This window comes from Roseateles sp. 22389 (genome assembly GCF_052044995.1).
Classification (GTDB): domain Bacteria; phylum Pseudomonadota; class Gammaproteobacteria; order Burkholderiales; family Burkholderiaceae_C; genus Roseateles.
The window spans coordinates 68,195-92,770 of sequence record NZ_JBQEOF010000015.1 but is presented as its reverse complement, the minus strand read 5'-3'; the positions used below and the strand labels follow the sequence as shown (position 1 = coordinate 92,770).

The 24,576-nt window shown below is 70.6% G+C and carries 17 protein-coding genes; 11 read left to right on the top strand and 6 right to left on the bottom strand.

Annotated elements, in window-relative coordinates; genetic code table 11:
- Window positions 1-13: 13 nt before the first annotated feature.
- Complete coding sequence (locus ACTJKJ_RS19560; protein WP_440821447.1) at window positions 14-1,408, bottom strand: undecaprenyl-phosphate glucose phosphotransferase; 1,395 nt, start codon at window positions 1,406-1,408, stop codon at window positions 14-16.
- A 193-nt stretch (window positions 1,409-1,601) separates the two neighbouring features.
- Between ACTJKJ_RS19560 and ACTJKJ_RS19555 the strand changes: the two genes are divergently transcribed.
- A complete protein-coding gene (locus ACTJKJ_RS19555) occupies window positions 1,602-2,135 on the top strand; it encodes a hypothetical protein (RefSeq protein WP_297389785.1) in 534 nt (177 codons plus the stop codon).
- Between the two features lie 22 nt (window positions 2,136-2,157).
- Complete coding sequence (gene ubiB / locus ACTJKJ_RS19550; protein ID WP_297389781.1) at window positions 2,158-3,711, top strand: ubiquinone biosynthesis regulatory protein kinase UbiB; 1,554 nt, start codon at window positions 2,158-2,160, stop codon at window positions 3,709-3,711.
- A 54-nt stretch (window positions 3,712-3,765) separates the two neighbouring features.
- Here the strand turns inward: ubiB and ACTJKJ_RS19545 are convergent, their stop codons facing one another.
- Together ACTJKJ_RS19545 and ACTJKJ_RS19540 are read right to left on the bottom strand one after the other, a co-directional pair.
- Window positions 3,766-4,482 (bottom strand): sigma-70 family RNA polymerase sigma factor, encoded by a 717-nt coding sequence (locus ACTJKJ_RS19545; RefSeq protein WP_297389778.1) that lies wholly within the window; start codon window positions 4,480-4,482, stop codon window positions 3,766-3,768.
- A gap of 89 nt (window positions 4,483-4,571) precedes the next feature.
- Window positions 4,572-4,793: a FliM/FliN family flagellar motor switch protein gene (locus ACTJKJ_RS19540; protein ID WP_175538166.1), complete on the bottom strand. Its 222-nt coding sequence runs from the start codon at window positions 4,791-4,793 to the stop codon at window positions 4,572-4,574.
- Window positions 4,794-5,098: 305 nt separating this feature from the next.
- On the opposite strand from ACTJKJ_RS19540, the gene ACTJKJ_RS19535 reads away from it, so the two are divergent.
- From ACTJKJ_RS19535 to aspS, 4 genes are all read left to right on the top strand, one after another.
- Complete coding sequence (locus ACTJKJ_RS19535; protein ID WP_297389773.1) at window positions 5,099-6,562, top strand: sodium:solute symporter family protein; 1,464 nt, start codon at window positions 5,099-5,101, stop codon at window positions 6,560-6,562.
- A gap of 30 nt (window positions 6,563-6,592) precedes the next feature.
- Window positions 6,593-6,937 carry an FmdB family zinc ribbon protein gene (locus ACTJKJ_RS19530; RefSeq protein ID WP_297389771.1) on the top strand — a complete coding sequence of 115 codons (345 nt, stop codon included), beginning with the start codon at window positions 6,593-6,595 and terminating at the stop codon, window positions 6,935-6,937.
- Between the two features lie 20 nt (window positions 6,938-6,957).
- Window positions 6,958-7,632: a DUF502 domain-containing protein gene (locus ACTJKJ_RS19525; protein WP_091721619.1), complete on the top strand. Its 675-nt coding sequence runs from the start codon at window positions 6,958-6,960 to the stop codon at window positions 7,630-7,632.
- A 164-nt stretch (window positions 7,633-7,796) separates the two neighbouring features.
- On the top strand, window positions 7,797-9,590 hold the full coding sequence (gene aspS / locus ACTJKJ_RS19520; RefSeq protein WP_091721624.1) for an aspartate--tRNA ligase: 1,794 nt from the start codon (window positions 7,797-7,799) through the stop codon (window positions 9,588-9,590).
- A gap of 154 nt (window positions 9,591-9,744) precedes the next feature.
- Here the strand turns inward: aspS and ACTJKJ_RS19515 are convergent, their stop codons facing one another.
- Entirely contained in the window at window positions 9,745-13,971 is a 4,227-nt protein-coding gene (locus tag ACTJKJ_RS19515; RefSeq protein ID WP_440821446.1) for a type I secretion C-terminal target domain-containing protein, read from the bottom strand.
- A gap of 45 nt (window positions 13,972-14,016) precedes the next feature.
- Between ACTJKJ_RS19515 and ACTJKJ_RS19510 the strand changes: the two genes are divergently transcribed.
- A complete protein-coding gene (locus ACTJKJ_RS19510; RefSeq protein ID WP_440821445.1) occupies window positions 14,017-15,051 on the top strand; it encodes a hypothetical protein in 1,035 nt (344 codons plus the stop codon).
- Window positions 15,052-15,286: 235 nt separating this feature from the next.
- Window positions 15,287-16,861 (top strand): hypothetical protein, encoded by a 1,575-nt coding sequence (locus ACTJKJ_RS19505; RefSeq protein WP_440821444.1) that lies wholly within the window; start codon window positions 15,287-15,289, stop codon window positions 16,859-16,861.
- 58 nt (window positions 16,862-16,919) lie between these two features.
- Here the strand turns inward: ACTJKJ_RS19505 and ACTJKJ_RS19500 are convergent, their stop codons facing one another.
- Entirely contained in the window at window positions 16,920-19,850 is a 2,931-nt protein-coding gene (locus ACTJKJ_RS19500; protein ID WP_440821443.1) for a hypothetical protein, read from the bottom strand.
- Between the two features lie 1,231 nt (window positions 19,851-21,081).
- Window positions 21,082-21,495, bottom strand: coding sequence for a hypothetical protein (locus ACTJKJ_RS19495; RefSeq protein ID WP_440821442.1), 414 nt, complete (start codon window positions 21,493-21,495; stop codon window positions 21,082-21,084).
- 331 nt (window positions 21,496-21,826) lie between these two features.
- Here ACTJKJ_RS19495 and nudB point away from each other — a divergent pair, with 331 nt between their 5' ends.
- From nudB to clsB, 3 genes are read left to right on the top strand one after another with little or no spacing between them, the layout of a single operon-like run.
- A complete protein-coding gene (gene nudB, locus ACTJKJ_RS19490) occupies window positions 21,827-22,354 on the top strand; it encodes a dihydroneopterin triphosphate diphosphatase (protein ID WP_440821483.1) in 528 nt (175 codons plus the stop codon).
- Entirely contained in the window at window positions 22,351-23,181 is an 831-nt protein-coding gene (locus tag ACTJKJ_RS19485) for an endonuclease/exonuclease/phosphatase family protein (protein ID WP_091721653.1), read from the top strand. The genes nudB and ACTJKJ_RS19485 overlap by 4 nt, the downstream gene beginning before the upstream one ends.
- Window positions 23,178-24,452, top strand: coding sequence for a cardiolipin synthase ClsB (gene clsB, locus ACTJKJ_RS19480; RefSeq protein ID WP_440821441.1), 1,275 nt, complete (start codon window positions 23,178-23,180; stop codon window positions 24,450-24,452). Before ACTJKJ_RS19485 ends, clsB begins: the two co-directional genes overlap by 4 nt.
- Window positions 24,453-24,576: the final 124 nt, after the last annotated feature.

Genomic DNA, 24,576 nt, shown 5'->3' with positions numbered 1-24,576 from the left:
GGTCTCCTGCGGGTCAATAGGCGTGGCGGTCGAACAGCATCAGCCGCACGGTGCGCACGATGATCTGGAGATCCAGGCCGAGCGACCAGTTGCGCAGGTATTCCAGATCGTATTCGACGCGCGCCTTCATCTTGTCGACGGTGTCGGTCTCGCCGCGCAGGCCGTTGACCTGCGCCCAGCCGGTGATGCCGGGCTTGACCTTGTGGCGGACCATGTAGGCCTTGATCAGCTGGCGGTATTCCTCGTTGTGCGCGACCGCGTGCGGGCGCGGGCCGACGATGCTCATGCGGCCCTGCAGCACGTTGATGAACTGCGGCAGCTCGTCCAGCGAGGTCTTGCGGATGAAGGCCCCGAACGGCGTGATGCGCGGGTCGCCCTTGGTCGCCTGCTTGACGACCGCGCCATTGTCCATCGCGCGCATCGAGCGGAACTTGTAGACGACGATCTCCTCGCCATCCAGGCCGTTGCGGCGCTGCTTGAAGATCACCGGGCCGGGCGAGCTCATCTTCACGCCGATCGCCAGGATCAGCAGGATCGGCGAGATCAGCACCAGGATGAGCGCGGCCAGGATGATGTCGCTGATGCGCTTGACCACCTCGTTCACGCCGGTGAACGGGGTCTCCAGGATGCCCACCACCGGCACGCCGTTCACGTCCTGCAGCCGGCCCTGGATGATGCTGATGCCGAAGACGTCCGGCACGAAGAACAGCGAGGCGGTCGTGCCCTGCAGTTGCTCGAGCAGCTGCAGGATGCGCGGCTGCGAGCCCAGCGGCAGCGTGATGTAGACCTCGCGCACGCCGTTGGCGCGGACGTAGTCGCTCAGTTCCGGCAGCGTGCCCAGCACCCGGCCGACGCTGTCGGGATGGAGGCGGTCGTCGGTGCGGTCATCGAAGAAGCCCAGGCACTCGACGCCGCGGATCGAGCCGAAGGACAGCGCCCGGCCGACCTTCGCGCCCAGCGGCCCGGCGCCGACGATCACCGCGGTGCGCCGCACCGAGGGCTGCTGCGCGCGCCAGCGCAGCACGCGCCGGCCGATCTCGACCGCCAGGATCTGCGCCAGCGGCGTCAGCAGCGCCCACCACAGCAGCACCGGGCGCTCGAAGTAATGGAAGCTGCTGGTGGCGTAGGCGAACATGCCCAGGATCAGCAGCAGCATCAGCCAGGAACCGACGATGTCGGTCACGGCGCTGGCGGGATGATCCGAGAAGCGGTTGCGTCCCGGGAAGGTCAGCGCGAACACCAGCATGCACAGCGTGTAGGTGGAGCGCATGACCGGTTCGCCGAACCAGGCCAGCAGGCACAGGTAGATCAGGACGATCAGCGTCGGTTCCAGGAATGCCGCGATGAACGACTGGACCGACTGCGGCGCGCTGTAGAAGGTTCTCTTGTAGTTCCGGTCCTCAAACATCACCCGTTGGTCCTTCGTTGCTTCCCTCGTGGCCGTACGGCGGGCGGCGTCGAGGCCGGCCTGCCGCTCCTGTCCGGCCGGAGCCGGAAATTCTCTCTCAATTCATCTCACGAACTCGTAACCGGACGCCCCAGCTTGTCACCGGTTTCCTCGTTCATCAGGCCGCCCTCCGGGCCTGCCTACAATCCGCCCCATGCTTCAAGAATGGTCCAAGCTCCTGGCCCCTGCGCTCCAGGATCGCATCACGCTGTTGCTCAACCATGTCATGTCCCGCGAGCCGGTCGCCACCGCGCGCCTGGCCCCGCACACGGGCAAGACGCTGCGGCTGCGCCTGGTGGGCTGGCCGGCCATGCTGCCGGCCGCGCCGGACCTGCGGCTGCGCATCACCCCGGCCGGTCTTCTGGAACGGTTGGGCGACGAGGATGGCCCTAGGCAAGAACCGGACCTGCTCATCGAACTCGATGCAGCGAATCCTGCGGCGGCGGCCTTCGCGGCGCTGTCCGGCGCCCGGCCCGAGGTGCGGGTGGACGGCGACGCGCAACTGGCCGGCGACTTCAACTGGCTGATCGATCACGTGCGCTGGGACATCGAGGACGACCTCGCCGCCATCACCGGTCCGGCCGTGGCGCACCAGCTGGGCCGCTTCGGACGCGCCGTCGCTGGCGCGATGGCGACCCTGGCCCGTCAGGCGGGCCGTTTCATGCCGGACGGCCAGGGCCGGGCATGAGGTCCGGGAATCCGGTCCGGGCATGAGGTATCTGTCCCGCCTCCTGGTCATCGTCTGGACCCTCTACCGATTCGGGCTGGACGAACTGGCGTTGTCGACGCTCAAGCGTCGGCGCTTCCGTTTCCTGCGCCGGCTGATCTCGGTCGGCCGCGCGTGGGACCAGCCGCGCGGCGTGCGGCTGCGGCTCGCGCTGGAGCGGCTCGGGCCGATCTTCGTCAAGTTTGGCCAGCTGCTGTCGACGCGGCGCGACCTCGTGCCGCCGGACATGATCGAGGAGCTGTCCAAGCTGCAGGACAACGTGCCGCCATTCCCGGCCGAGCTGTCCCGCGAGCTGATCGAGCGCGCCTTCGGGCGGCGCATCGAGGAGCTTTTCGCCACCTTCGAGGCCGAGCCGGTGGCCAGCGCCTCGATCGCGCAGGTCCACTTCGCGACGCTGATGGACGGGCGGGAGGTCGCGGTGAAGGTGCTGCGGCCGGGGATGCTCGACATCATCGAGGACGACCTGGCGCTGATGCGCACCGTCGCGGGCTGGGTGGAGCGCTTCTCCGCCGACGGGCGCCGGCTCAAGCCGCGCGAGGTGGTCGCCGAATTCAATACCTACCTGCACGACGAACTGGACCTGGTGCGCGAGGCCGCCAACGCCGCCCAGCTGCGCCGCAACATGCAGGACCTGCACCTGGTGCTGGTGCCGGAGATGATGTGGGAGCTCTGCCGGAGCGAGGTCATCGTGATGGAGCGCATGCGCGGCGTGCCGATCTCGCAGCTCGAGCGCCTGCGGGAGGCCGGCGTCGACATCAAGAAGCTGGCCCGCGACGGCGTCACGATCTTCTTCACGCAGGTCTTCCGGGACGGCTTCTTCCACGCTGACATGCATCCCGGGAACATCCAGGTCAGCCTGGATCCGCACACCTTCGGCAACTACGTGGCGCTGGACTTCGGGATCATCGGCACGCTCACCGAGGTCGACAAGGATTACCTGGCGCAGAACTTCATCGCCTTCTTCCGTCGCGACTACAAGCGCGTGGCGGAGCTCCACATCGAGTCCGGCTGGGTGCCGCCAGAGACCCGCGTCGATGAACTGGAAGGGGCGGTGCGCACCGTCTGCGAGCCGCATTTCGACAAGCCGCTGAAGGACATCTCGCTCGGCCAGGTGCTGATGCGGCTGTTTCAGATCTCCCGCAGATTTAACGTGGAGATTCAGCCGCAGCTGGTTTTGCTGCAAAAAACGCTGCTCAACATTGAAGGATTGGGCAGGCAGCTCGATCCTGATCTGGATCTCTGGGCCACGGCCAAGCCCTTCCTCGAGCGCTGGATGGATGAGCAGGTGGGCTGGCGCGCCTTCGTGCGGCAGCTGAAGAAGGAGGCGCCGCGATTCGCGCAGATGGTGCCGGAATTCCCCCGCCTGATGCACGAGGTGCTGCGCCAGCGCGCCGAAGGCGGGCATTCGGACTTGACGCGCCAGCTGCTGCTGGAGCAGCGGCGGACCAACCATCTGCTCCAGACGCTGCTGTGGGGCATCGGCGGATTCACGCTCGCGCTGGTGGCGACCCAGCTGGTGATGCGCTGGATCGACTGACCGCGCTTGTCCGGCCGGGAGGCGGGAGGTGCGGCGGGGCTGGGCGGGGCGGGATCAGACCGCGTAGTCGGCGAATTCCTGCTTCAGGCGGGCGCGCAGCAGGGTGCGGACGCGGTTCACCCGTGAGCGCACCGTGCCGATCGGGATCGCCTGCAGCGCGGCGACCTCGCGGTAGGACTCTTCCTGCAGGCAGGCCAGGTCGAAGGTGCAGCGCAGGTCGGGTGACAAGCCCGACAGCGTGACGTCGACGATGCCGGCCAGTTGCCGATAGGCGACCTGCTGGCTGACATCCTTCCTGCCGTCGCGCGCGTGGTGGACCGATTCGCCGTCCCGCGTGTGCGGCGCGTCGTCCAGGCTTTCCATCTGACGATTGCGTTTGGCGCAGCGCGCCACATGGTTGCGCGCGACGTTGGCCGCGATGCCGAAGAACCAAGTCTCGACGGTGGAGCGGCCCTGGAAGCGGTCGGCGCAGCGGGTGGCCTCGAGCATGGCGTCCTGGATGATGTCGTCGAGCTCGCCGGGCGAGCGCTCGTAGCGCCGCAGGAAGCGCTTGAGCTTGCTGGAATCGCTGCGGGCGTCGTGGGCGATCTTGATGATGTGCGACAGGACCAGTTGCTGGCGCTGCCGGGCCAGTTCCGGGTCGACCGGTTCGTCGGGCGCGGCGTGCGGCGCGCAGGTGCCGGCGCCGGAGGAGTGGGGTGCGGGGCTCGTCGCCCCGGACTTCGCAAGGGGGCCGGGCGGGCGGCTCGTGGCTTCGGTGTGATGGCTCATGGACAGGCTCGAAGAAGATCCGGTGGGCCTCTCCCGGAGCCAGTGGCTCCCTGGGACAGGGGAGGAAAGGGCGCGCTGCGCCAGGCAGGTCACCGTGGATGGCCCCACTGCAGCACCTCGACCGCCAGCCGGTCGTCGTGCTCGACCAACCGGCCGATGCCGAGCTCGGTGCCGTGCGCGACGATGCGCACGAGTGCCGGCGTCGAGGTGTCCAGCGGGACGATCCGGCCCGCCGTGAGTCCGCTCAGTTCGCCGACGGTCATGGCGACGCGGCCGACGATGAAATCCAGGTCTACGGTCAGGGCATCCACGTTGCGGGGCTCCGGTGGCGGTGGCAGGGCGTGGAGGGGATTGGAAAGGGAGCCCATTGGCGGCCCCATCCCTGGAACTCGCGTGAGACATGCGCCCCATGACCCAAATGGAGGAGCTGACCCGCAGATATCTGGTGAAAAGGGGGGCGGATCCCCCATCGCGGGTGCCGCTGAAACGGGGTGTCCGGGGGGCGGGGAGGACCCTGGGCAGCAGTCCCCGAGGTTCCGGGGATAATCCGCGCGCAATTTTTTGTGCGCCGGATTCCTGCGCTCCCGCCTTCCCCGCATTCCCAAGGCCCGCTGCCATGCTCCTGACCCTGGTCATCCTTTACCTGCTTGTCACCATCGCGATCGGCCTGTGGGCCGCCAAGCGGGTGAAGAACACGGCGGACTTCGCCATCGCTGGCCGGCACCTGCCGCTGGTGATGATCATCACCACCACCTTCGCGACCTGGTTCGGCTCCGAGACGGTGCTGGGCATCCCGGCCAAGTTCGTGCAGTCGGGCCTGAACGGCGTGGTCGAGGATCCGTTCGGCGCGGGTTCGTGCCTGATCCTGGTGGGCCTGTTCTTCGCGGCCAGGCTCTACAAGATGACGCTGCTGACGATCAGCGACTACTACCGCGAGCGCTACGGCCGCGTGGTCGAGGTGGTCTGCAGCTTCATCATCATCCTGTCCTACCTGGGCTGGGTGGCGGCGCAGGTGACCGCGCTGGGGCTGGTGTTCAAGCTGCTGTCCGGCGGCGCGATCAGCATCCCGGTGGGCATGATGATCGGCACGGCGTCGATCCTGGCCTACACGCTGTTCGGCGGCATGTGGTCGGTGGCGGTGACCGACTTCATCCAGATGATCATCCTGGTAGTGGGGCTGTCGCTGATCGCCTGGTTCGCGGCCGACATGGCCGGCGGCGCCGACAAGGTCATCGCGCTGGCCTCGAGCCAGGACATGTTCCGCTTCCTGCCCGAGCCGAGCTTCCACGACATCGTGTTCTTCGTCGGCGCGGCCATCACGATGATGCTGGGATCGATCCCGCAGCAGGACGTGTTCCAGCGCGTCATGTCCGCCAAGGACGTCAAGGCGGCGACCCGCGGCCCGGTCATCGGCGGCATCTGCTACATCCTGTTCGCCTTCGTGCCGATGTTCATCGTCGTGAGCGCGCTGATCATCATGCCCACCGAGGCCAAGCAGCTGATCGCCGAGGACCCCCAGCAGGTGATCCCCACGCTGGTGATCGACAAGATGCCCTTCGTGATGCAGGTGATCTTCTTCGGCGCGCTGCTGTCGGCGCTGAAGTCGACCGCCTCGGCCACGCTGCTGGCGCCGTCGGTGACCTTCGTCGAGAACATCTGGCGCCAGTTCTTCCCGCGCGTGTCCGACAAGCAGGAACTGCGCACGATGCGCATCGCGGTGCTGCTGTTCTCGGTCTGCGTCTGCGCGTACGCGATCGCGCTGCAGGGCACGTCGATCTACGAGATGGTCTCCAGCGCCTACCAGGTCACGCTGGTCGGCGCCTTCGTGCCGCTGCTGTTCGGCCTCTACTGGAAGCGCGCGACGACGCAGGGCGCGATCTTCGCGATCGTGCTGGGCGTGCTGACCTGGATCCTGTTCCTGATGACGCCGGCGGGCGAGCAGTTCCCGGCCCAGCTGGCGGGCCTGCTGGCCGGCATCGTGGGCATGCTGGTGGGCTCGCTGGGGCCGCAGGCGATCCGCGACGTGCACGGCAGCCACCACCGCCTGGCCGGTGCGGCGCCGGCGGGCCACTCTATATAATTTCGGGTTTTTGACCCGGTAGTCCCTCAAATGCCGATCTACGCCTATCGCTGCGGCGCCTGCGGCCACGCCAAAGACGTGCTGCAGAAGCTGTCCGACGCTCCGCTGACCGTCTGCCCCGCCTGCGGCGCGGAGAGTTTCTCGAAGCAGGTCACCGCCGCCGGTTTCCAGCTCAAGGGCTCGGGCTGGTACGTGACGGACTTCCGCGGCGGATCGGGCGGTGCCAGCGCGCCGGCGGCTCCGGCCGCCGCGCCGGCCGCGGGTGGCGAGGCCGCCCCGGCCTCCGGCGGGACCGCCGCCGCCTCGTCCGAGTCCTCCTCCGGCACGTCGGCCTCGTCGGGCACCGCCTGCGGCGGTTCCTGCGCCTGCCACTGACGCCGAGGCCGGACCCAGGCATGAGAAAGTACATCATCACCGGCCTGCTGGTCTGGCTCCCGCTCGCGATCACCGTCTGGGTCCTGCTGTGGATCCTCGGCATGATCGACGGCGTCTTCGTCTGGCTGCTGTCGGCGGTCGGCGCGGTGCTGCCGCTGTCGGCGCAGACCTCGCTCAAGCAGCTGCATGACATCCCCGGCCTGGGGGTGGTCGTCATGGTCGCGCTGCTGATGCTGACCGGCATGTTCGTGGCGAACATCTTCGGCCAGTGGTGGCTGCGCCAATGGGATCGGCTGCTCTACAAGATCCCCATCGTCAAGAGCATCTACAGCTCGGTCAAGCAGGTCTCCGACACGCTGTTCTCCTCCAGCGGCAACGCCTTCCGCGAGGCCGTGCTGGTGCCGTACCCGCACCAGGGCTCGTGGACCATCGCCTTCGTCACCGGCAAGCCCGGCGGCGAGGTGGCCCAGCAGCTGGGCACGCTCAGCGGCGCGGAGCCGGAGGAGCATGTCGCGCTGTACGTGCCGACGACGCCGAACCCGACCTCCGGCTTCTTCCTGATGATGCCCCGCGCGCAATTGCGGCCTTTGGCGATGAGCGTCGATGAGGCGCTCAAATACATCATCTCGATGGGGGTAGTCGCTCCTCAGGGGGAGCCGGCCATCGTCCTGCCGAGCGAGGTCGCCCGAAATTGACTGGGCTGAGCGCCCCGGCAAGCGCTCAGTCCTGAGGGTCCGCGGGACCCCGCCAGCGCCCATTCCCTGAATCCGTCCTTCCCGCGCCGGCCGCGCGCGTCGCGATCCGCATCGACGCCCCGCCGCCAGCGCCGTCCCGACACTCGAAATTTCCGGAGAACTCCATGCGTACCTGCTATGCCGGCCAAGTCAGCGAGAAGCTGCTGGACCAGACCGTGACCCTGATGGGCTGGGCCCATCGCCGCCGCGACCATGGCGGCGTGATCTTCATCGACCTGCGCGACCGTGAAGGCCTGGTCCAGATCGTCTGCGACCCGGACCGCCCCGAGATGTTCAAGGTGGCCGAAGAGGTCCGCAACGAGTTCTGCGTGAAGATCGTCGGCAAGGTGCGCGCGCGCCCGGCCGGCACCGAGAACGCCAACCTGGTCAGCGGCAAGGTCGAGGTGCTGTGCCACGAGCTGGAAGTGCTGAACCCGTCGGTGACGCCGGCCTTCCCGCTGGACGACGAGAACATCTCCGAGACGACGCGCCTGACGCATCGCGTGCTGGACCTGCGCCGCCCGTACATGCAGAACAACCTGATGCTGCGCTACCGCGTGGCGATGGAGGCGCGCAAGTTCCTGGACGAGCACGGCTTCGTCGACATCGAGACCCCGATGCTGACCAAGAGCACGCCGGAAGGCGCCCGCGACTACCTGGTCCCGTCGCGTGTGCATGACGGCATGTTCTTCGCGCTGCCGCAGTCGCCGCAGCTGTTCAAGCAGCTGCTGATGGTGGCGGGCTTCGACCGCTATTACCAGATCACCAAGTGCTTCCGCGACGAGGACCTGCGCGCCGACCGCCAGCCCGAGTTCACGCAGATCGATATCGAGACCTCGTTCCTGAACGAGGAAGAGATCCGCGCGATGTTCGAGGGCATGATCCGCCATGTCTTCCGCAAGGCGCTGAACGTCGAGCTGGGCGACTACCCGGTCATGAAGTACGCCGAGGCCATGCACCGCTTCGGCTCGGACAAGCCGGACCTGCGCGTGAAGCTCGAGTTCACCGAGCTGACCGATGTCATGGGCGACGTGGACTTCAAGGTCTTCTCCGGTCCGGCCACGACGCCGGGCGGCCGCGTGGTCGCGCTGCGCGTGCCGGGCGGCGCGACGATGAGCCGCGGCGAGATCGACAGCTACACCGAGTTCGTGAAGATCTACGGCGCCAAGGGCCTGGCCTGGATCAAGGTCAATGAGACGGCCAAGGGCCGCGAAGGCCTGCAGTCGCCGATCGTGAAGAACCTGCACGACAAGGCGGTGGCCGACATCCTGTCGCGCACCGGCGCCCAGGACGGCGACCTGATCTTCTTCGGCGCCGACAAGGCCAAGATCGTCAACGACGCCATCGGCGGGCTGCGCCTGAAGATCGGTCACAGCGAGTTCGGCAAGTCCACCGGCCTGTTCGAGGACAAGTGGGCGCCGCTGTGGGTGGTCGACTTCCCGATGTTCGAGGAAGACGAGGAGAACAAGCGCTGGGCCGCGGTCCATCACCCGTTCACCGCGCCGAAGGACGGCCATGAGGACCTGATGGTCACCGACCCCGGCAAGTGCGTGGCCAAGGCCTACGACATGGTGCTCAACGGCTGGGAACTGGGCGGCGGCTCGGTGCGTATCCACCGTGCCGACGTGCAGGCCAAGGTCTTCGAGGCGCTCAACATCAGCCCCGAGGAGCAGCGCGTGAAGTTCGGCTTCCTGCTGGATGCGCTGCAGTACGGCGCGCCCCCGCACGGCGGCCTGGCCTTCGGCCTGGACCGCCTGGTCACGCTGATGACCAAGGCCGAGTCCATTCGCGACGTGATCGCCTTCCCGAAGACGCAGCGCGCGCAATGCCTGCTGACCGGCGCGCCGTCCTACGTCGACGAGAAGCAGCTGCGCGAGCTGCACATCCGCCTGCGCAACCCGGGCGCGGCTTCGGCCTGATCGCCGGGCACGGTGGCCTTCCCGCCACCGTCGCGCCAGGAACAACGCCCCGAAGCGCAGGCCGTCGGGGCGTTGTTGTTTTCGCGGCGGCATCGCGGCGTGATGTCCGCGGTGGCCGCGGCCTGGCGCGTGCGGCACCGACCGCGCCAGGCCGTCAGAGCACCGCCTGGCCAGCTCCGGTCAGGACGGTGATCGTGTCGGTGGGCCGAAGGTCCGCCAGCGTGATCGTCAGCTCCGGCTGGTTGAAGTCGCCATTGCCGTGGGCGTCGATCAGCAGCTCGACCTGCCCCTGCGCATCGACGCCGCGGCGGATGAAGCGGTCCTCGCCGCCGACGGGGACGCCGCGCAGCAGCTGCGTCAGGTCGAGCCGGTCGCCCTGGGCATTGCTGTAGTCCAGCACCGTGTCATGCCCGGTCTGGCCGGCCTGCCAGCGGAAGGTGTCGGCGCCGCCACCGCCGATCAGCACGTCGTTGCGCGAGCTGGCGACGATCACGTCGTTGCGCTGGCTGCCGATGACCATCGTTTCCAGGTGGTCGCCGCTGTGCTGGAACTCGCGGCCATCGAGGATCAGCCGGTCCCCCGCGTCCATCTGCACGACCAGCGGCGCATCGCCGTTGGCCGCCAGCGTGGCCGAGGTCAGCGTCAGCGTGTTGGCCGCGCCGTTGTCCATCCACACCTGGGCCAGGCCCTTCACGCCGCCGGAGAAGGCGCCGAAGTCGAGGTTCGCGTCGCCCGAGACGTACAGCGCGTCATGGCCCAGCAGGCCGTCGATGCGGCTCACCTCGCGCTCGCCCGAGTAGGTCAGCACGTCGTTGCCGGCGGTGCCCAGCAGCGACTGCACGGCCGGCGTGGCGGTGCCGTCCTTGTCGAGGAAGACGAGGAACTCGTTGTACATGGCCTGCTGGTAGTAGCCGGTGTCGCTGCCATTCGCCCAGTCGCCGTGCCAGGCGATCTTCCACTGGGCGCTGGTCGGGAACTGGCTCGGCAGGGTGCCGTCGGAAGCCACCCGGATGCCTTCCTCGAAGATGACCTGCTTCGCATCGACGTAGTTGAGGGCTGCGGTGCCGGCGCCGGTGTTCCCGGCGTGGGCCTCGAACACGACGTCGTTGGCGTGGTTCAGCAGCGCGTTGCTCGACGGCAGGGGCTGCACGAGGCGGCCGTCGCCGCTGGCGGTGTCGACGTCGAAGTAGTAGTTGTTCCAGGCCGGGTAATGGCTGCTGAGCCGGCCGTTGTTCTCGCTGACGCCCAGGTTGAACAGGGTGCCGAAACCGGTGCCCTCGGACTGGACCTTGGTGTAGACCGCCACGCTTTTCCAGTCGTCCGCCGCGGCGCCGTTGGCGACCATGTAGTCGTTGTTCCTGCCATTGCGACCGTTGTTGAAGCTGATGGCGGCTGAGCCATCGGCGCGCTGCACGACCTTTCCCGCGTCGACGATGACGCCCTGCCTGGCCAGGTCCGTCTGCGTCATGTCACGCCCGTTGCCGGACTGGTCGAACCACTGGGTCACGAAGCCCTTGTCCGAGGCGCCGCGGCCGACGAAGTCGAGCAGCGCGGTGCGGTCGAGCTCGCCATTGAGGTCGAAGCCGATGTCCTGCTCGGCGTTGTCGGAACTGCGCCGCACCCGGATCGCGAAGTCGTTCTGGTGCGGGTTCAGGTCGCGCAGGCCGTACGCCGCCTGCAGCCGGTTGACGTCGATCTCGTTGATGTTGCCGATGCCCAGGCCGTCGGCGATCCGTCCCGCCGTCGCGTCCTCCAATCGGACGACGACCTTCTCGTTCACCTCGCGGTAGTGGTCGCCGTTCACCGTGAAGCGGACCAGCTTGCTGGTCTCGCCCGCGGCGAAGCTGAGCAGGCCGGTGCTGGCGCCGCTGAAGTCGGCGGCCGAGGCGAGGGCGGCACCGCTCGATCCGGCCGAGCTGGCGCCGCGGTCCACGGCGAAACGGACGCTGCCCGCCTCGCTCAGGTCGCCGTCGCGGGTGACCATGAACACCATCTCGCGGCTGCCGTCGGTGCCCTCGATCACATGCGAGTCGGAGATGCTGTACGTGGCGCCCGCGGTCACGCTGTCGGCGGTCTTCACCGTCACGTTGCCCGCCAGGTCGGCCGACGTGACCCGCACGTGCACCGGGTCGCCGGCGTCGAAGCGGTGGCGTTCGCCCGCCACCGGCGTGGCCGTGGCGGTGTCCACGCGCCACTGGCCGGCGGCGTCGGAATGGGTCACGTAGCGCAGCTCGTAGCCGTTGGCGATGTTGTCGTCGGTGTCGATCTCGACGGTCACCTCGACCCGCGCGTCCGTCGTGCCGGACAGCACCGGACGGGGCTGGACCGTGTCGCCGATGGCCACCACGCTGGCCGGCGGATGCGTGTCGACGGTGAGCTCGAGCGCGCCGGAGGTCAGGCCATCGGCCACGGCGCCGAAGCGGTACACGCCGTCCTCGAGCCCGGCGCCGGCGAGCTGCAATTCCCACCGGCCGTTCCCGTCCGCCACGACCGTGCCCAGGACTTCGTTGCCGGCCATCACGCCGTCGCCGTCGGCGTCGAGGAACACCGTGACCGTGGCTCCCGCCGCGGCGTAGCCCTTGAGGATCAGCGGCGACGCGGCGGAGCCGTTGGCCGAGGTGACGCCGTCGTACGGCGACAGGCCGGAGTCGCTGTCGCGGCTGAGCAGGATGGCGGGCGTGCCGGCGGGCCGCACCTCCAGCGTCACCTGCGAGGCCACGGCGCTGACGTTGCCCGCCAGGTCGGTGGCGGTGATCTCGACATGGCGGTTGCCCACCACGGCGCCCGCGCCCGCGCTGTAGGCCAGCTGCTCCAGCAGCGCGCGCGTCATGTCCGCGGTGAGCGTCATCGACGGGACGACGGTGAACAGCACCGTGCCGTCCGGCGAGCGCTCGCAGGTGATGCCGTAGCGCAGTCCAGCCGTCGAGGTGGTGGCCTCGACGGACGAGGCGGCCCCCATGCTCAGCATGCCGGCGGTCTGTTCGGGGTTGGCGCGGTCATACAGGCCGAAGCGCTCCAGGCGGTCGGCGTTGGCAGGGTCGGCCGCATCGGTCGCGACGAAGGCGCCGTCCACCTCGCTGCTGAAGCGGAACTGGAGGCGGACGATGCCGTGGGCCTCGGTGATCTCGGTCTTGGACGGCATCGCGAGCGGGAAGGCGATCGGCAGGCCCGGCGACACGGTCACCGTCCGGTCGAGGCCGGGCGCGGGGCCGTTGAGGTCGATGACCGGGGCGGTGCGGTCGACGATGAACAGGCTCGTGGCCGTGCCGGTCCGGCCGAGGTGGTCGGTGACGGTGATCTGGTACGAGCGGGGGCCTTCCAGCGCGAGCGGCGAGGTGTCGATCAGCCGCAGGGAGTCCAGCAGGGCCTGCGTCTGCGCCAGGCTGGCGGCGGAGCCGTCGGCCAGCATGAACTGGTAGCGATCGGCCAGCGCCATGGCCCGCCACTGGACGCCGGCCACGGTGATCGTGAGGTCGACCTGGCCCAGCTGGGTGATCACGCCGCCGTCCAGACAGCCGAGATGGTCGTCCGGGCTGACGCTCTCGCCGCTGATGTCGATCGTCACCTGCTGGAACGTCGCGTCCGGATTCGTGTGGGACAGCGTGCCGCCTGGCGCCAGCAGCGGCTGCGGCGTGGCGAGGTCGTGGATCACGGTCTCGGTGTCGACGCCGGCCAGCGGGCCGTTGAGGTCCAGCGAGGGCACGTGGTTGTCCATCACCACCGACACCTGCGACTCGGCGCTGGCATTGCCGGCGAGGTCGACCACGGACAGCGCGATCACGCGCTCGCCTTCGCGCGGGCGGCCCATGGTGTTGCTCAGGCGGATCGCGTTGGACAGCGCCGCGGCGTCGGAGCCGGTCAGCGCGGTGCCGTCGGAGCGCCAGATCGACAGGCTGGCGGTGTCGGCGTCGTAGCGGTAGGAGAGGCCGGCCAGGCCGCCGATCTCGATGTTGTCCATGGCCGCGCTGACGTCCAGGTCCAGGGCCTGGTCCAGCTGGAGCTTGTCGTTGATCGGGTCGAATCCGACGCCGGTGATCCGCACGCGCAGCGCGCTGAGGTCCTGCGCGGTCAACGCGTCCTGGGTCGCGGTGAGGGCGACGCCCGGCGCCAGCTGGAAGCGGTCGACGACGCTGGTGACCGCCGTCTGGAGCCCTGCGGCCGGGGACAGGTCGAGATCGTCCGCGCGCGTCTGGAGGACGAATCGCAGCGTGGTGATCTCGCTGGCCCCCTGGGCGTTGATCTGTCGCGCCAGGACGGTCTGCGTGCCGTCCTGCGTGAACTGCGAGGCGGGGATGGTGTCGTCCTGACCGTCTTGCCAGGTGAGGCCCAGGTCCAGGCTGAACTGCCAGGTCGCCTTGTCCGCGAGGCCGGAGATCCTCACGCGCGCGTCGTTGGTGTGGAGGTCGGTGGCGGACAGCCCGGAATCGTGAACCAGCGCGAGACGGGGCGCGTCCGGGGGAGGGACTGGATCCACCGGATCCACCGGGTCAACCGGATCGACCGGATCGACCGGGTCAACCGGATCAACCGGATCAACCGGATCAACCGGATCGACCGGGTCAACCGGATCAACCGGATCAACCGGATCGACCGGATCGACCGGATCGACCGGATCGACCGGGTCAACCGGGTCAACCGGATCAACCGGATCAACCGGATCAACCGGATCGACCGGATCGACCGGATCAACCGGATCGACCGGATCGACCGGGTCAACCGGATCGACCGGGTCGACGGGATGAATCGGATCAACCGGGTGATCAGGGTCGGTGGGAACAACGGGATCCACCGGTTGCTCGGGTCTGACGGGGTCCACCGGTGGCATCGGATCGGAGGGAAGCTCCGGGTCGGCCGGATGGACCGGCTGTTCGGGCTCGACCGGGACGACCGGGTCGCCCGGCGGCCGGGGGACGTCGGGCGGACCCGGGTCGACGGGAGGCTGCGGATCGGAGGGACGCGGCGGGTGACCGTCACCGGCACCGCCGTGGGTGCCGCCACCGCCACCGCCACCGCTCGCGGCCGCCGCGATGCTGGCGCCCATCAGCGCGACACCCGGCCAGACCCAGCCGCCCTCGGCTGGGCCGGCGGACGCCGCCGCGACGGACCGCGGCGTGTCCGCTTGCGCGCCGCCGCAGTCGGCGGTGTTCGATGCGGCGCTCTCCGGCGACGTGGCCTGGGGGAGGCACTCGGCCGGCGCCGGCGCGTCGCTTGCGGCAGCGGCCTCGTCGCTGGCGGACGCTGCAGTCGCGGTCTCGGCCTCAGCGGCGGGCGTCGATTCGTCGTCGGCCTCGCGTTTCGGGCGCGGCAGCGGGCGGTTTTTCTCCGGGGTGGACGACGGCGGGAGGGCGCGCGGATGCGGCGCGGTGGCCGGCGAGGAGGGGATGGTGGAGGAGGTGGAGGAGGTGGTAGCCGGTTCAGGCTGGCGGGGCGAGGGGGTCGGAGCGGCGTTCATGGCGACTAGCACGGATGGATGGAATGCCGGCAGTCTCCGAGGTCCGAACCTGAGGGGCGATGGCTGAAACGGGTGTGATTCCTGTAGCCGAATAGCAAGTTCATGTCAGTCATAGGCCTCTGCCATGACTTGAAGAGGTGGGGCTCCGACGATTCCCCTCGCCGAGCGCTAGCCTGATGAAGTCAATCGTCAGGCGTTTATGCTTCCGCCTTCCCCGGACGGGGCGGCTTCGGACGGAATGGACATGGCGATCGGCGAGCGGGGCGAGGGCGGCGGCAAGGGCAGGGGCGGACGGACGCGTCCCGCGGGCGCGCGGCGCGGCGGAGGCGCCGTCACCCGGACGGCGCTGTCGCCGCAGGCGCGTTGGGAGCGGCTGGTGATGCGCCGCCCCGGGCTGGCTTTGCCACGGCTCCAGCGCCTGATCGCGCGCGAGGACGAACCGCCTTTCCAGGCGCTGCTGGGCGCCTTCTTCATCCTCGAGCGCTGGGGCCGCGGGCCTGAACTGCAGGCCGAGCTGGAGCGCGCCCTGGCGCGCGCGCTGCAGCACCGCCTGCTGGAAGAGGCCGCCGAGCTCAGCGAGGCGCTGGGCCGCATGCATTACCAGCGCGGCGACTACGTCCAGGCCTGCAACGCCTGGAGCCAGACCCTGGAGCTGGCCGACGACGAGACCCGCTGGGCCTGCCTGGCCCGCATCGGCCTGGCGCACCTGTGCTTCGCGCTGGGCGACTGGGCGCGCGGCGGTCGCGTGCTGGACCAGGCCGAGCTGCACTACCCGCAGCTGGGCGACGACCCCTACATGCGCTCCAAGATCGCGCTGAACCGCGCGGTGTCGCTGCGCGCGACGCAGGGCCCGCAGGCCGCGCTGCCGCGCCTGGACGAGGCCCGCGCCGACGCGCGCGCCGTCGGGCACCGCGACTACGAGGCCGAGGCCATGTGGCATCACGCGCGCTGCGCCCGCGACAGCGGCGCCCTCGACCACGCGCTGGCGCTGGCGCTCGAAGCCGAGGATCTCTCGCGCCGCAGCCGCTATCGCTGGCTGCAGGCGCAGACGCTCCTGCTCGTCAGCGAGCTGCGCCGCGGTGCCGAGGCGGTGGCGGCCGCGCAGCAGGCGCTCGCGCTGGGCGAGGCGATCCAGTCGCGCTCGCTGCAGGCGGCGGCGCATGGCCGGCTCGGGCAGTTGATGGCCGAGCAGGAGCAGCTCGGACCCAGCTGGTACCACCAGCAGCAGCGGCAACGGCTGGAGGCGACGCTGGGCCAGACGGAGTTGCCCGCGCGCCTGGAGCAACTGGCGCGCTTCGACACGGACCCGCATGGCGCGGAGGGGCTGCTGCTCGCGCTCGGCCGGTCCGCCGCCGTGGTGACCTCCACCGCCGAGGTCGAGGCGCAGTGGCAGCAGGCGCGGCCCCGCCTGATGGAGTCGCTGGCGCTGACCGGACTGGAACTGCGATGGACGCCGGGCGGCCTGGCCGGCGGGCGGATCGAGCGCAACGATCGCTCGTCGCAGCTGCTGACCTTGCGCGACGCGAGCGGCGGGGCGGTCGGCGCGCTGGTGCTCGAACGCGCCGCCGGCGCCGTGTGGTCGCGCGCCGATCGCAGCCGCGCCGAGCGGCTTGCCGGATGGCTGCAGCGGATGATCGCGCAGCTGCCGCTGCCGGGCGCGACCGTCGCCGCCATCGAGACGGTCGAGCCCGCCGAGCAGGCCCGGGCGCTCGTGGCGACCCTGGAGCGCCTGTCCGGCGAGACCGACGCCGCTGTCCTGGCGGCCGGGTTGCCACAGGCGCTGGCGCTCGCGCGGCGGCTCGCCGCGCGGCTCGGCTGAGGCGCCCCGTCACGACCGCGGCGGGCGACCGCGTCGCGCCGCGGCCGCGACGAGCGCTTCAGACCACCGCCTGGCCCGCGGTCACGAGGTGGAGCGGGTCGCTCGCCCACAGCACGGCCGGCGTGATCGTCCGGCCGTCGTCGCCGATGCCGTCGTCGTCCGGCCCGTCGATCAACGGCTCGGTCAACAGCTCGGTCAGCGGCTCGGCCTGCGCGCGTGGCGTGACCCCGAGGAGGGCGCGGGCCTCGACGCCCTGCAGCCGGTCCAGGTCGACCGCCGGGAGGCTGCCGATGCCCAGGCCGTCGTCGATCCGACCGTGGATCGGTGCCTCGAGCCGGATCCCGACCTCCTCGACCACCCCCCGCTCGCCCTGGACGGTGAAGCGGATCGTCTTGACAGTCTCGCCGGCGGCGAAGCTCAGCAGGCCGGCGCTCGGGCCGGAGAAGTCGATGCCACCGGCCAGTTCGTCGGCGGACTGGCTGGCGGTCGTGGACGCGCGGTCCACCGCGAAGCGCACGCTGCCCGCCTCGCCCAGGTCACCGCTGCGCGTCACCGTGAACACCAGCTGGGTGGTGCCGTCCGCTCCGTCGACAAGCTGCCCGTCCGAGAGGCTGTAGAGCGTCTCCGCGGCGACGGCGCTCGCGGTCCGGGTCGTGACGTTGCCCGCGCGGTCGGTCGCCAGCACGCGCAGGTGGACCGTGTCGCTGCCGTCGAATCGACGCGCCGCTCCCGCGACCGGTGTCGCGGTGGCCGTGTCCAGCAGCCACTGCCCGTCGGCGTCCGCGCGCGTGAGGTAGCGCACTTCGTAGCCGTTGGTGGGGTTGCCGTCGGTGTCGAGCTCGACAGTGACGCTCACATTCGCCTCGGTCTTGCCGCCCAGCACCGGGCGGGGACGCACCGTGCTGCCGATGTCGATGACGCTGTCCGGCGCGCTGGCGTCGACCGTGACCGCCAGGAGCGCCGACGTGAAGCCGCTCGCGACCGCGCCGAAGCGATGCGTGCCATCCGCGAGCGCGGCGCCGGCGAGCGTGTATTGCCAGCGGCCGGTGCTGTCCGCCACCACCGTGCCCAGCGCCTCGCCGGCCTCGAGCAGGCCGTTGTCGTCGGCGTCGCGGAACAGCGTCACCGTCGCGGCGGCCGCGGCGAAGCCGGCGAGTGTCAGCGGCGAGGCCGCGCTGCCGTTGGCGAAGGTGAGTTCGTCATGGGCCGACGCGCCGGTGTCGCTGCCGCGGCCGAGCTGGACGACCGGCGTGCCGATCGGCTTCACGTCCAGCGTCGCCAGCGTGGGGATGATGCTGACGTTGCCGGCGCGGTCCGTCGCGGTGATCTCCACCTGGCGCATGCCCGGGACCTGGCCGATGCCGCATTTGTAGGCCAGACGCTCGAGCAGCGCCTGGGTGACGTTCTCGGTCAGCGTCATGTTCGGCGTGATGGTCACGACCACCGAGCCGTCGCCGGGACGCGTGTAGACCATGTCCATCAGCAGGCCCGGGAACCAGCCCACCGCCGAGTAGCTGAATGGCTGCCCCAGGTTGTCCATGAAGAGGAGCTGGTCCGGCTTGTCCAGGTCGTAGAAGCCGAAGATCTCCGTGTCGTTGCGCAGGTTCGGCGGGTAGTTGTTGGTGGGCGCGAGCGCGCCGGCGACCGCGCTGGTGAACTTGAGCTGCAGCTGGACGACGCCGCTGCTCTCGGTGACCTGGCTCCGGGTCGGCAGGCCGAGCGTGACGCCGATGGGCACGCCCGACACGGCCGTCAGGCTGGCATCGAGCCCCGGCGCCGCGCCGTTGAGGTCCAGGACCGGCGGCGTGGTGTCCAGCAACAGGACGCTGGTGGCCGAGCCGGTCCGGCCGAGGTGATCGGTGACCGTGACCTTGAACTGCCGGGGGCCTTCCTGCGGTTGCGCGGCGACGCTGCCCAGCGTCAGCGATTCGAGCAGCGCCTGCGTCTGGGCCGCGCTGGCCCAACTGCCGTCCTCGAGGCGGAACACGAAGCGGTCGGCCGCGCGGCTCGCGTGCCACGCGGTGCCGGCCACGGTGAAGGTGTTGGCGGCCTGATCCAGCGCGGTCACCGCGCCGCCATCCCGGCTGCCCAGGACGTCGTCCCGGCTCGCGCCGGCGCCGCTGGCGTCGATCGTCACCTGCTGGAAGCGCGCGTCGGGATTGGCGTGTCGCAGGCCGGCGCCGTCCGGCAGCAGGGCACGCGGCGCGGTCAGCGTGCGGAAGGCGATGTCGGCGTCCAGGCCGGGCCGGGCGCCGTTGAAGTCCAGCGTGGGGACGCGGGTGTCCACCATCACCGACACCTGCGCGTCGGCGCTGACGTTGCCCGCCACGTCGAGCAGGCTCAGGGTGACGGTCCGCTCGCCGTCGCGCGGCCGGGTCTGGAGGTTGTTCAGGCGGATCGCGTTGGTCAGCGCGGCGGCGTCGGAGCCGGTCAGCGCGCTGCCGTCGGCGCGCCAGATCGCCAGCGACGCGGTGGCCGCGTCGTAGCGGTAGGCCAGGCCGTCCAGGCCGCCGATGCGTACGCCCTGTGCCTGGCCGTCGCGGCTCAGGTCCAGGTCGCGGTCCAGGCGCAGGCGATCGTTGAGCGGATCGAAGCCGTCGCCGCCCAGGCGCAGGCGCAGTTCATGGAGGTCTTGCGGGGTCAGGGCGGCGTCGGTGGCGGTGAGCGCGACACCGGCGGCGATCGTGGCGCGGTCGACGATGCGGTGCAGCGCGGACTGCGGCCCGGGCTGCGAGGAGAGGTCCAGGTCGTCGGCGTGGGTGTAAAGGGCCAGGCGCAGCGCGCTGAGCCCGCTGCTGCCGTGGGCATTGGCCTGCCGCGCCAGCACCGTGTGCAGGCCGTCGCGGGTGAACAGCGCCGCGTCCACGCTGTTGCCCTGCCCGTCGTGCCAGGTCTGGCCGAGGTCCAGGCTGAACTGCCAGTGCGCGTCGGGCGCCAGCCCGGACACGATCACCTGCGCATCGCGGGTGCGGTGGTCCACGGCGGACATCCCGGAGTCCTGCGCCAGCGAGAGCCGAGGCGGCCCGGGGCGCAGCGCGGGATCCGGCTCGAACGGGTCGACGGGCGGGGTCGGATCCCCGCCGGGCTGGTCGGGCTCGGAGGGCCCTCCGGGGCGGGTGGGATCCTCCGGCAGCGGCGGTTCAGCCGGGCGAGACGGGTCCTCGGGGTGGCCCGTGTCCCCCGGACGAGTGGGGTTCCCGGGCTGCGAAGGATCCTCCGGATGGGAGGGATCCCCAGGCTGCGAGGGGTTCGTCGGGTCGGTGGGATCCGTAGGCCGGGTCGGGTCCGTCGGGCCAGCGGGATCGGCCGGATTGCCTGGATTGCCAGCATCGCCAGAGTTGCCGGAGCCGCCGGAGCCGCCGGAGCCGCCGGAGCCGCCGGAGTTGCCGGAGTTGCCGGAGTTGCCGGAGTTGCCGGAGCTACCAGAGCTACCAGAGTTGCCGGAGTTGCCGGGGTCGGAGGGGTTGGCGGGCGACGCGGGCTCCCCCGGCGTCGCCGGGTCCGTGGGCCGGCCCGGCCCGATGGCATGCGCCGGTGCGAAGGGGGCGTCATCGCGAGTACCGCGCAGGCCGCCGGCCATCACGCCGAACGCCCAAGGCGTGATCAGCCCCGCGCCGGGCCAGATCCAGCCGATGACGGGGCCGCGGTCGTCTTCGGTCGCCGCGCCGGGTGTCACCTCGGACCTCGTTCCGCAAGGGACGGCGGTCTTCTGGGCGTCGATGGCGGCGTCGGCGTTGGCCGGCGTCGGCGCGTCGGAGGCGGGAGCGGGGCAGTCGGGGATCGTCGTGTCGGCCGCCGGGGCCGTTGCAGAAGAGGCCGACGACGGCTGTTCATCGCTGTTGGCCGAGGGGGCCACCCCCTCATCTGCCGGACGTCCGGCGCGAGCGGCCCTCGACGTGGGGGTGCCTCGAGCTGGCGGCAAGGTCGCGGTCGGAGACGGCGAAGGCGACGGGGGGAGGGGCGAGGCGGTCATCGCGGCCGAAGCGGCCGGCAGGGAGCGGGGATCGGACATGGGCAAAGGGGGTTCACCAAGGAAGCCCGCAGTGTTCCGGGCCGAAACCGCCCGATCGATGACCGGAAACGACGTGAGATTGGCGGTCCTTAGCAAAACCGAGTCGGTCGAGGCCCGCAGAAACACTGCTCCGGAAGGGCGAGGCGGTGAACCGGCGCGCGCGAGCGCCTCACCCGGGTGCACCGGACGAGGGCGTCGGCGCGCAGGGTCAGAGGATCTCGTCGACCAGCGCCTTGCCCGCGACGGCGCCCGCCGCGAGGTAGGCGCCGACGCTGCTGCCGAGCTCGCCGGCCTCCTTCATCACGGTGCTCGCGCCGCTGGCGACCGCGTCCTTGACCTCGCCCGCCAGTTCCGCCACCTCGGACACGCCGCTCGAGACCGCGTGGCCCACCGCCTGGGCGCCGTCCTCCAGCGCCTGCAGGCCTTCCTCGCTCCAATGGACGACGCTGCTGACGGCGCTCTCGCCGCCCTGCCAGGCGGCCTGCGCCAGGCCGATCGCGCCGGCGGCGACGCTGCCGTACTCGCGGGCGTTGATCTCGAAGCTGCCGCTCGGCCGATTGACGAGTTGGCGCGACGCGACCGGCGCGGCGCCGGTGCCGTTGATCTGGGAAACCGTGGTCATGACCCCTCCAGGGTGTGTGCTTGGTGAGCTCATTCTTCTGGCGGCCGGCACGGCGGATGCCCGCATGAGCGACCAGGGCCGACGGCTCTACAAACTTTCTATATTTCCTGCCGCACATCTGCCGACGCCCTTGTGCCGCGCTTGTGAACAAGCGTTTCGGGACTCGGCGCCGCTCATGTCGGAAACCGCGATGCGCCCGTTGTTGTCGACTGTCCGTCCCGCTCGTCGGCATCCCTGTCGGCCGCGTGCCAGGCCTGGCACGCGCCGGTCGCGCCATGACGCTGGGATATGCTTGCCCGCTATGAGCGAAGTGCCTCTCGCCCCTGCCGCGATGCCGTCGGCGGCCGCCGCCGCGGACACCGATACCGACGCCGATGCGTCCGCGCGCCCCTACAAGATTCCCGAGTCGGTGCTGGTCGTGATCCACACCCCGGCGCTGGACGTGCTGATGCTGGAACGCGCCGACCGGCCCGGCTTCTGGCAGTGCGTGACCGGCTCCAAGGACCGCCTCGACGAGCCGCTGGTCGAGACCGCGGGCCGCGAGGTGCTCGAGGAAACCGGCATCCGCGTGCAAGACCTGGCCCCGGGCGCGCTCGATGACTGGGGCCTGGCCAATGTCTACGAGATCTATCCGGTCTGGCGCCACCGCTACGCGCCGGGCGTGAGCCGCAACACCGAACATGTCTTCGGCCTGACGGTGCCGGCCGGCACCGCGGTGACGCTGGCGCCGCGCGAGCACCTGCGCTACCGCTGGCTGCCCTGGCGCGAGGCCGCCGACCTGTGCTTCTCGCCCTCCAACGCCGAGGCCGTGCTGCAGCTGCCCGCGCGGCGCGCCCGCCGGGCCGGGAGCGCCGCATGATCCGCCGCACCCCGCGCCACGCGGCCGTGGCCAATTCCGCGACCACCGACACCTCGCCGGCGGACAGCGTCGGCCGGCTGCGGGTGGCGACCTACAACATCCACAAGGGCGTGCGCGGCATGGGGCCGGGCAAGCGGCTGGAGATCCACAACCTCGGCATGGGCGTGCAGGCGCTGGACGCGGACCTGGTGTTCCTGCAGGAGGTGCGGCTCTTCCACCACCGCGAGGCGCGCCAGTTCGAGCGCACCTGGTTCGGCTGGCCGGAGCAGGGCCAGGCGGAGTTCCTCGCGCCCGAGGGCTACGAGGTGGCCTACCGCACCAACGCGGTGACGCGCCATGGCGAGCATGGCAACGCGCTGCTGTCGCGCTACCCGATCGGGGACGTCGGCCACCATGACGTGTCGGACCACCGCTTCGAGCAGCGCGGCCTGCTGCATGTGCCGGTGCAGTGGCAGGGCACGGAGGTGCATGCGGTGGTGGCGCACCTGGGGCTGATTCACGGCAGCCGGGTGCGGCAGGTGCAGCGGCTGGGCGCGTTCATCGAGGACCATGTGCCCAAGGGCGCGCCGCTGGTGGTGGCCGGCGACTTCAACGACTGGGGCGAGCGGCTGGACGAGCCGATGCGCGCCGGCGGGCTGAGCCGCGCGGCGCTGCCCGGCGCGCGGCGCTCGCTGCCGACCTTCCCGTCGCGGGTGCCGGTGTTCTCGCTGGACCGCATCTACACGCGCGGGCTGCGCTGCGTCGACATGAAGGTGCCGCGCGGTCCGGCCTGGGCGCGCATGTCCGACCACCTGCCGCTGCTGGCTGAACTCGTCCTGGAATCTTGAAGCGGCCGCAGGAACCCCTCTTCCCCTGGACCCTCGGGTCGCAGCCCAGCTTCTCGGGCGGCAACGCGGTGGGGCTGCTGTGCGGGGGCGATGCGCTGTTCCCGGCGCAGATCGCGGCGATCGACCGGGCCGAGCACGAGGTCTGGCTCGCGACCTACATCTTTCATGACGACGAGGCCGGCGCCGCGACGCTGGGCGCCTTGCGGCGCGCGGCGCTGCGCGGCGTGCGGGTGCGGGTGGTGGTGGACGGCTTCGGCTCCAAGGCCAGCCTGGGCTGGCTGCGCGAGCAGCTGGACGGCGCGCCGGTGGCGCTGGCGGTGTTCCGGCCGATCGACCGCTGGTGGAACTGGCTGCATCCCGGCCAGCTGCGGCGGCTGCACCAGAAGCTGTGCGTGGTGGACGGGCTGGTCGGTTTTGTCGGCGGCATCAACGTGATCGACGACCGCGTCGACCTGCATCACGGCCGCACCGAGGCGCCGCGGCTGGACTTCGCGGTGAGCGTCAGCGGCCCGGCGGTGCGGGCGATCGAGCAGGCCGCGCGCGCCGTCTGGACGCGCGCCTGGCTGGGGCACGACTTCGGCGACGAGATGCGCGCGATGATCCGCAGCGCCTCGCCGGCGCGGCGCGCCAAGCGCCTGATGCGTCGCATCCGGATGCCGCGCGGCGAGCATCGCCGGCGCGATCCCGAGCGCCTGGCGCCGGTGCGCGTGGCCTTTGTGCTGCGCGACAACCTGCGCCAGCGCCGCACGATCGAACGCGCCTATGTCGAGGCGATCCGTGGCGCGACCGCGCGGGTGGACCTGATCACGCCCTACTTCTATCCGGGGCAGCGCTTCCGGCGCGCGCTGAAGGACGCGGCCCGGCGCGGCGTCCAGGTGAGGCTGCTGCTGCAGGGCAAGGTCGACTACAAGATCGCGGCGATGGCGGCGCATGCGCTCTACGACGAACTGCTCGGCCACGGCGTGCAGATCTACGAGTACACGCCGGCCTTCCTGCATGCCAAGGTCTGCGTCGTCGACAACGACTGGGCGACGGTGGGCAGCTCCAACATCGATCCGCTGTCGCTGCTGCTCAACCTGGAGGCGAACATCGTGGTGCGCGACGCGCCGTTCGCCGGGGACGTGGCGCGCGAGTTCGACGCGGCGGTCGCCCGCTCGCGGCGCGTCGAACATCCCGAAGGCCGCGGCCTGCGCGGCGTGCTCGGGCGCGCGCTGGTGGCGTGGGTGGCCTATGTCTACCTGCGCGTGGCGGGGCTGACCGGGCGGTATTGAGCGTTCGTGCGGGAGGCCAAGCGCGGGCTCTCCACGATGCAGGGGGCATCGCGTCCGCGAACCCCCAGCATCATTCCGGCCCCACTCGCAGTCGTGGGACACGACGATCCTCGAACCGAGGACT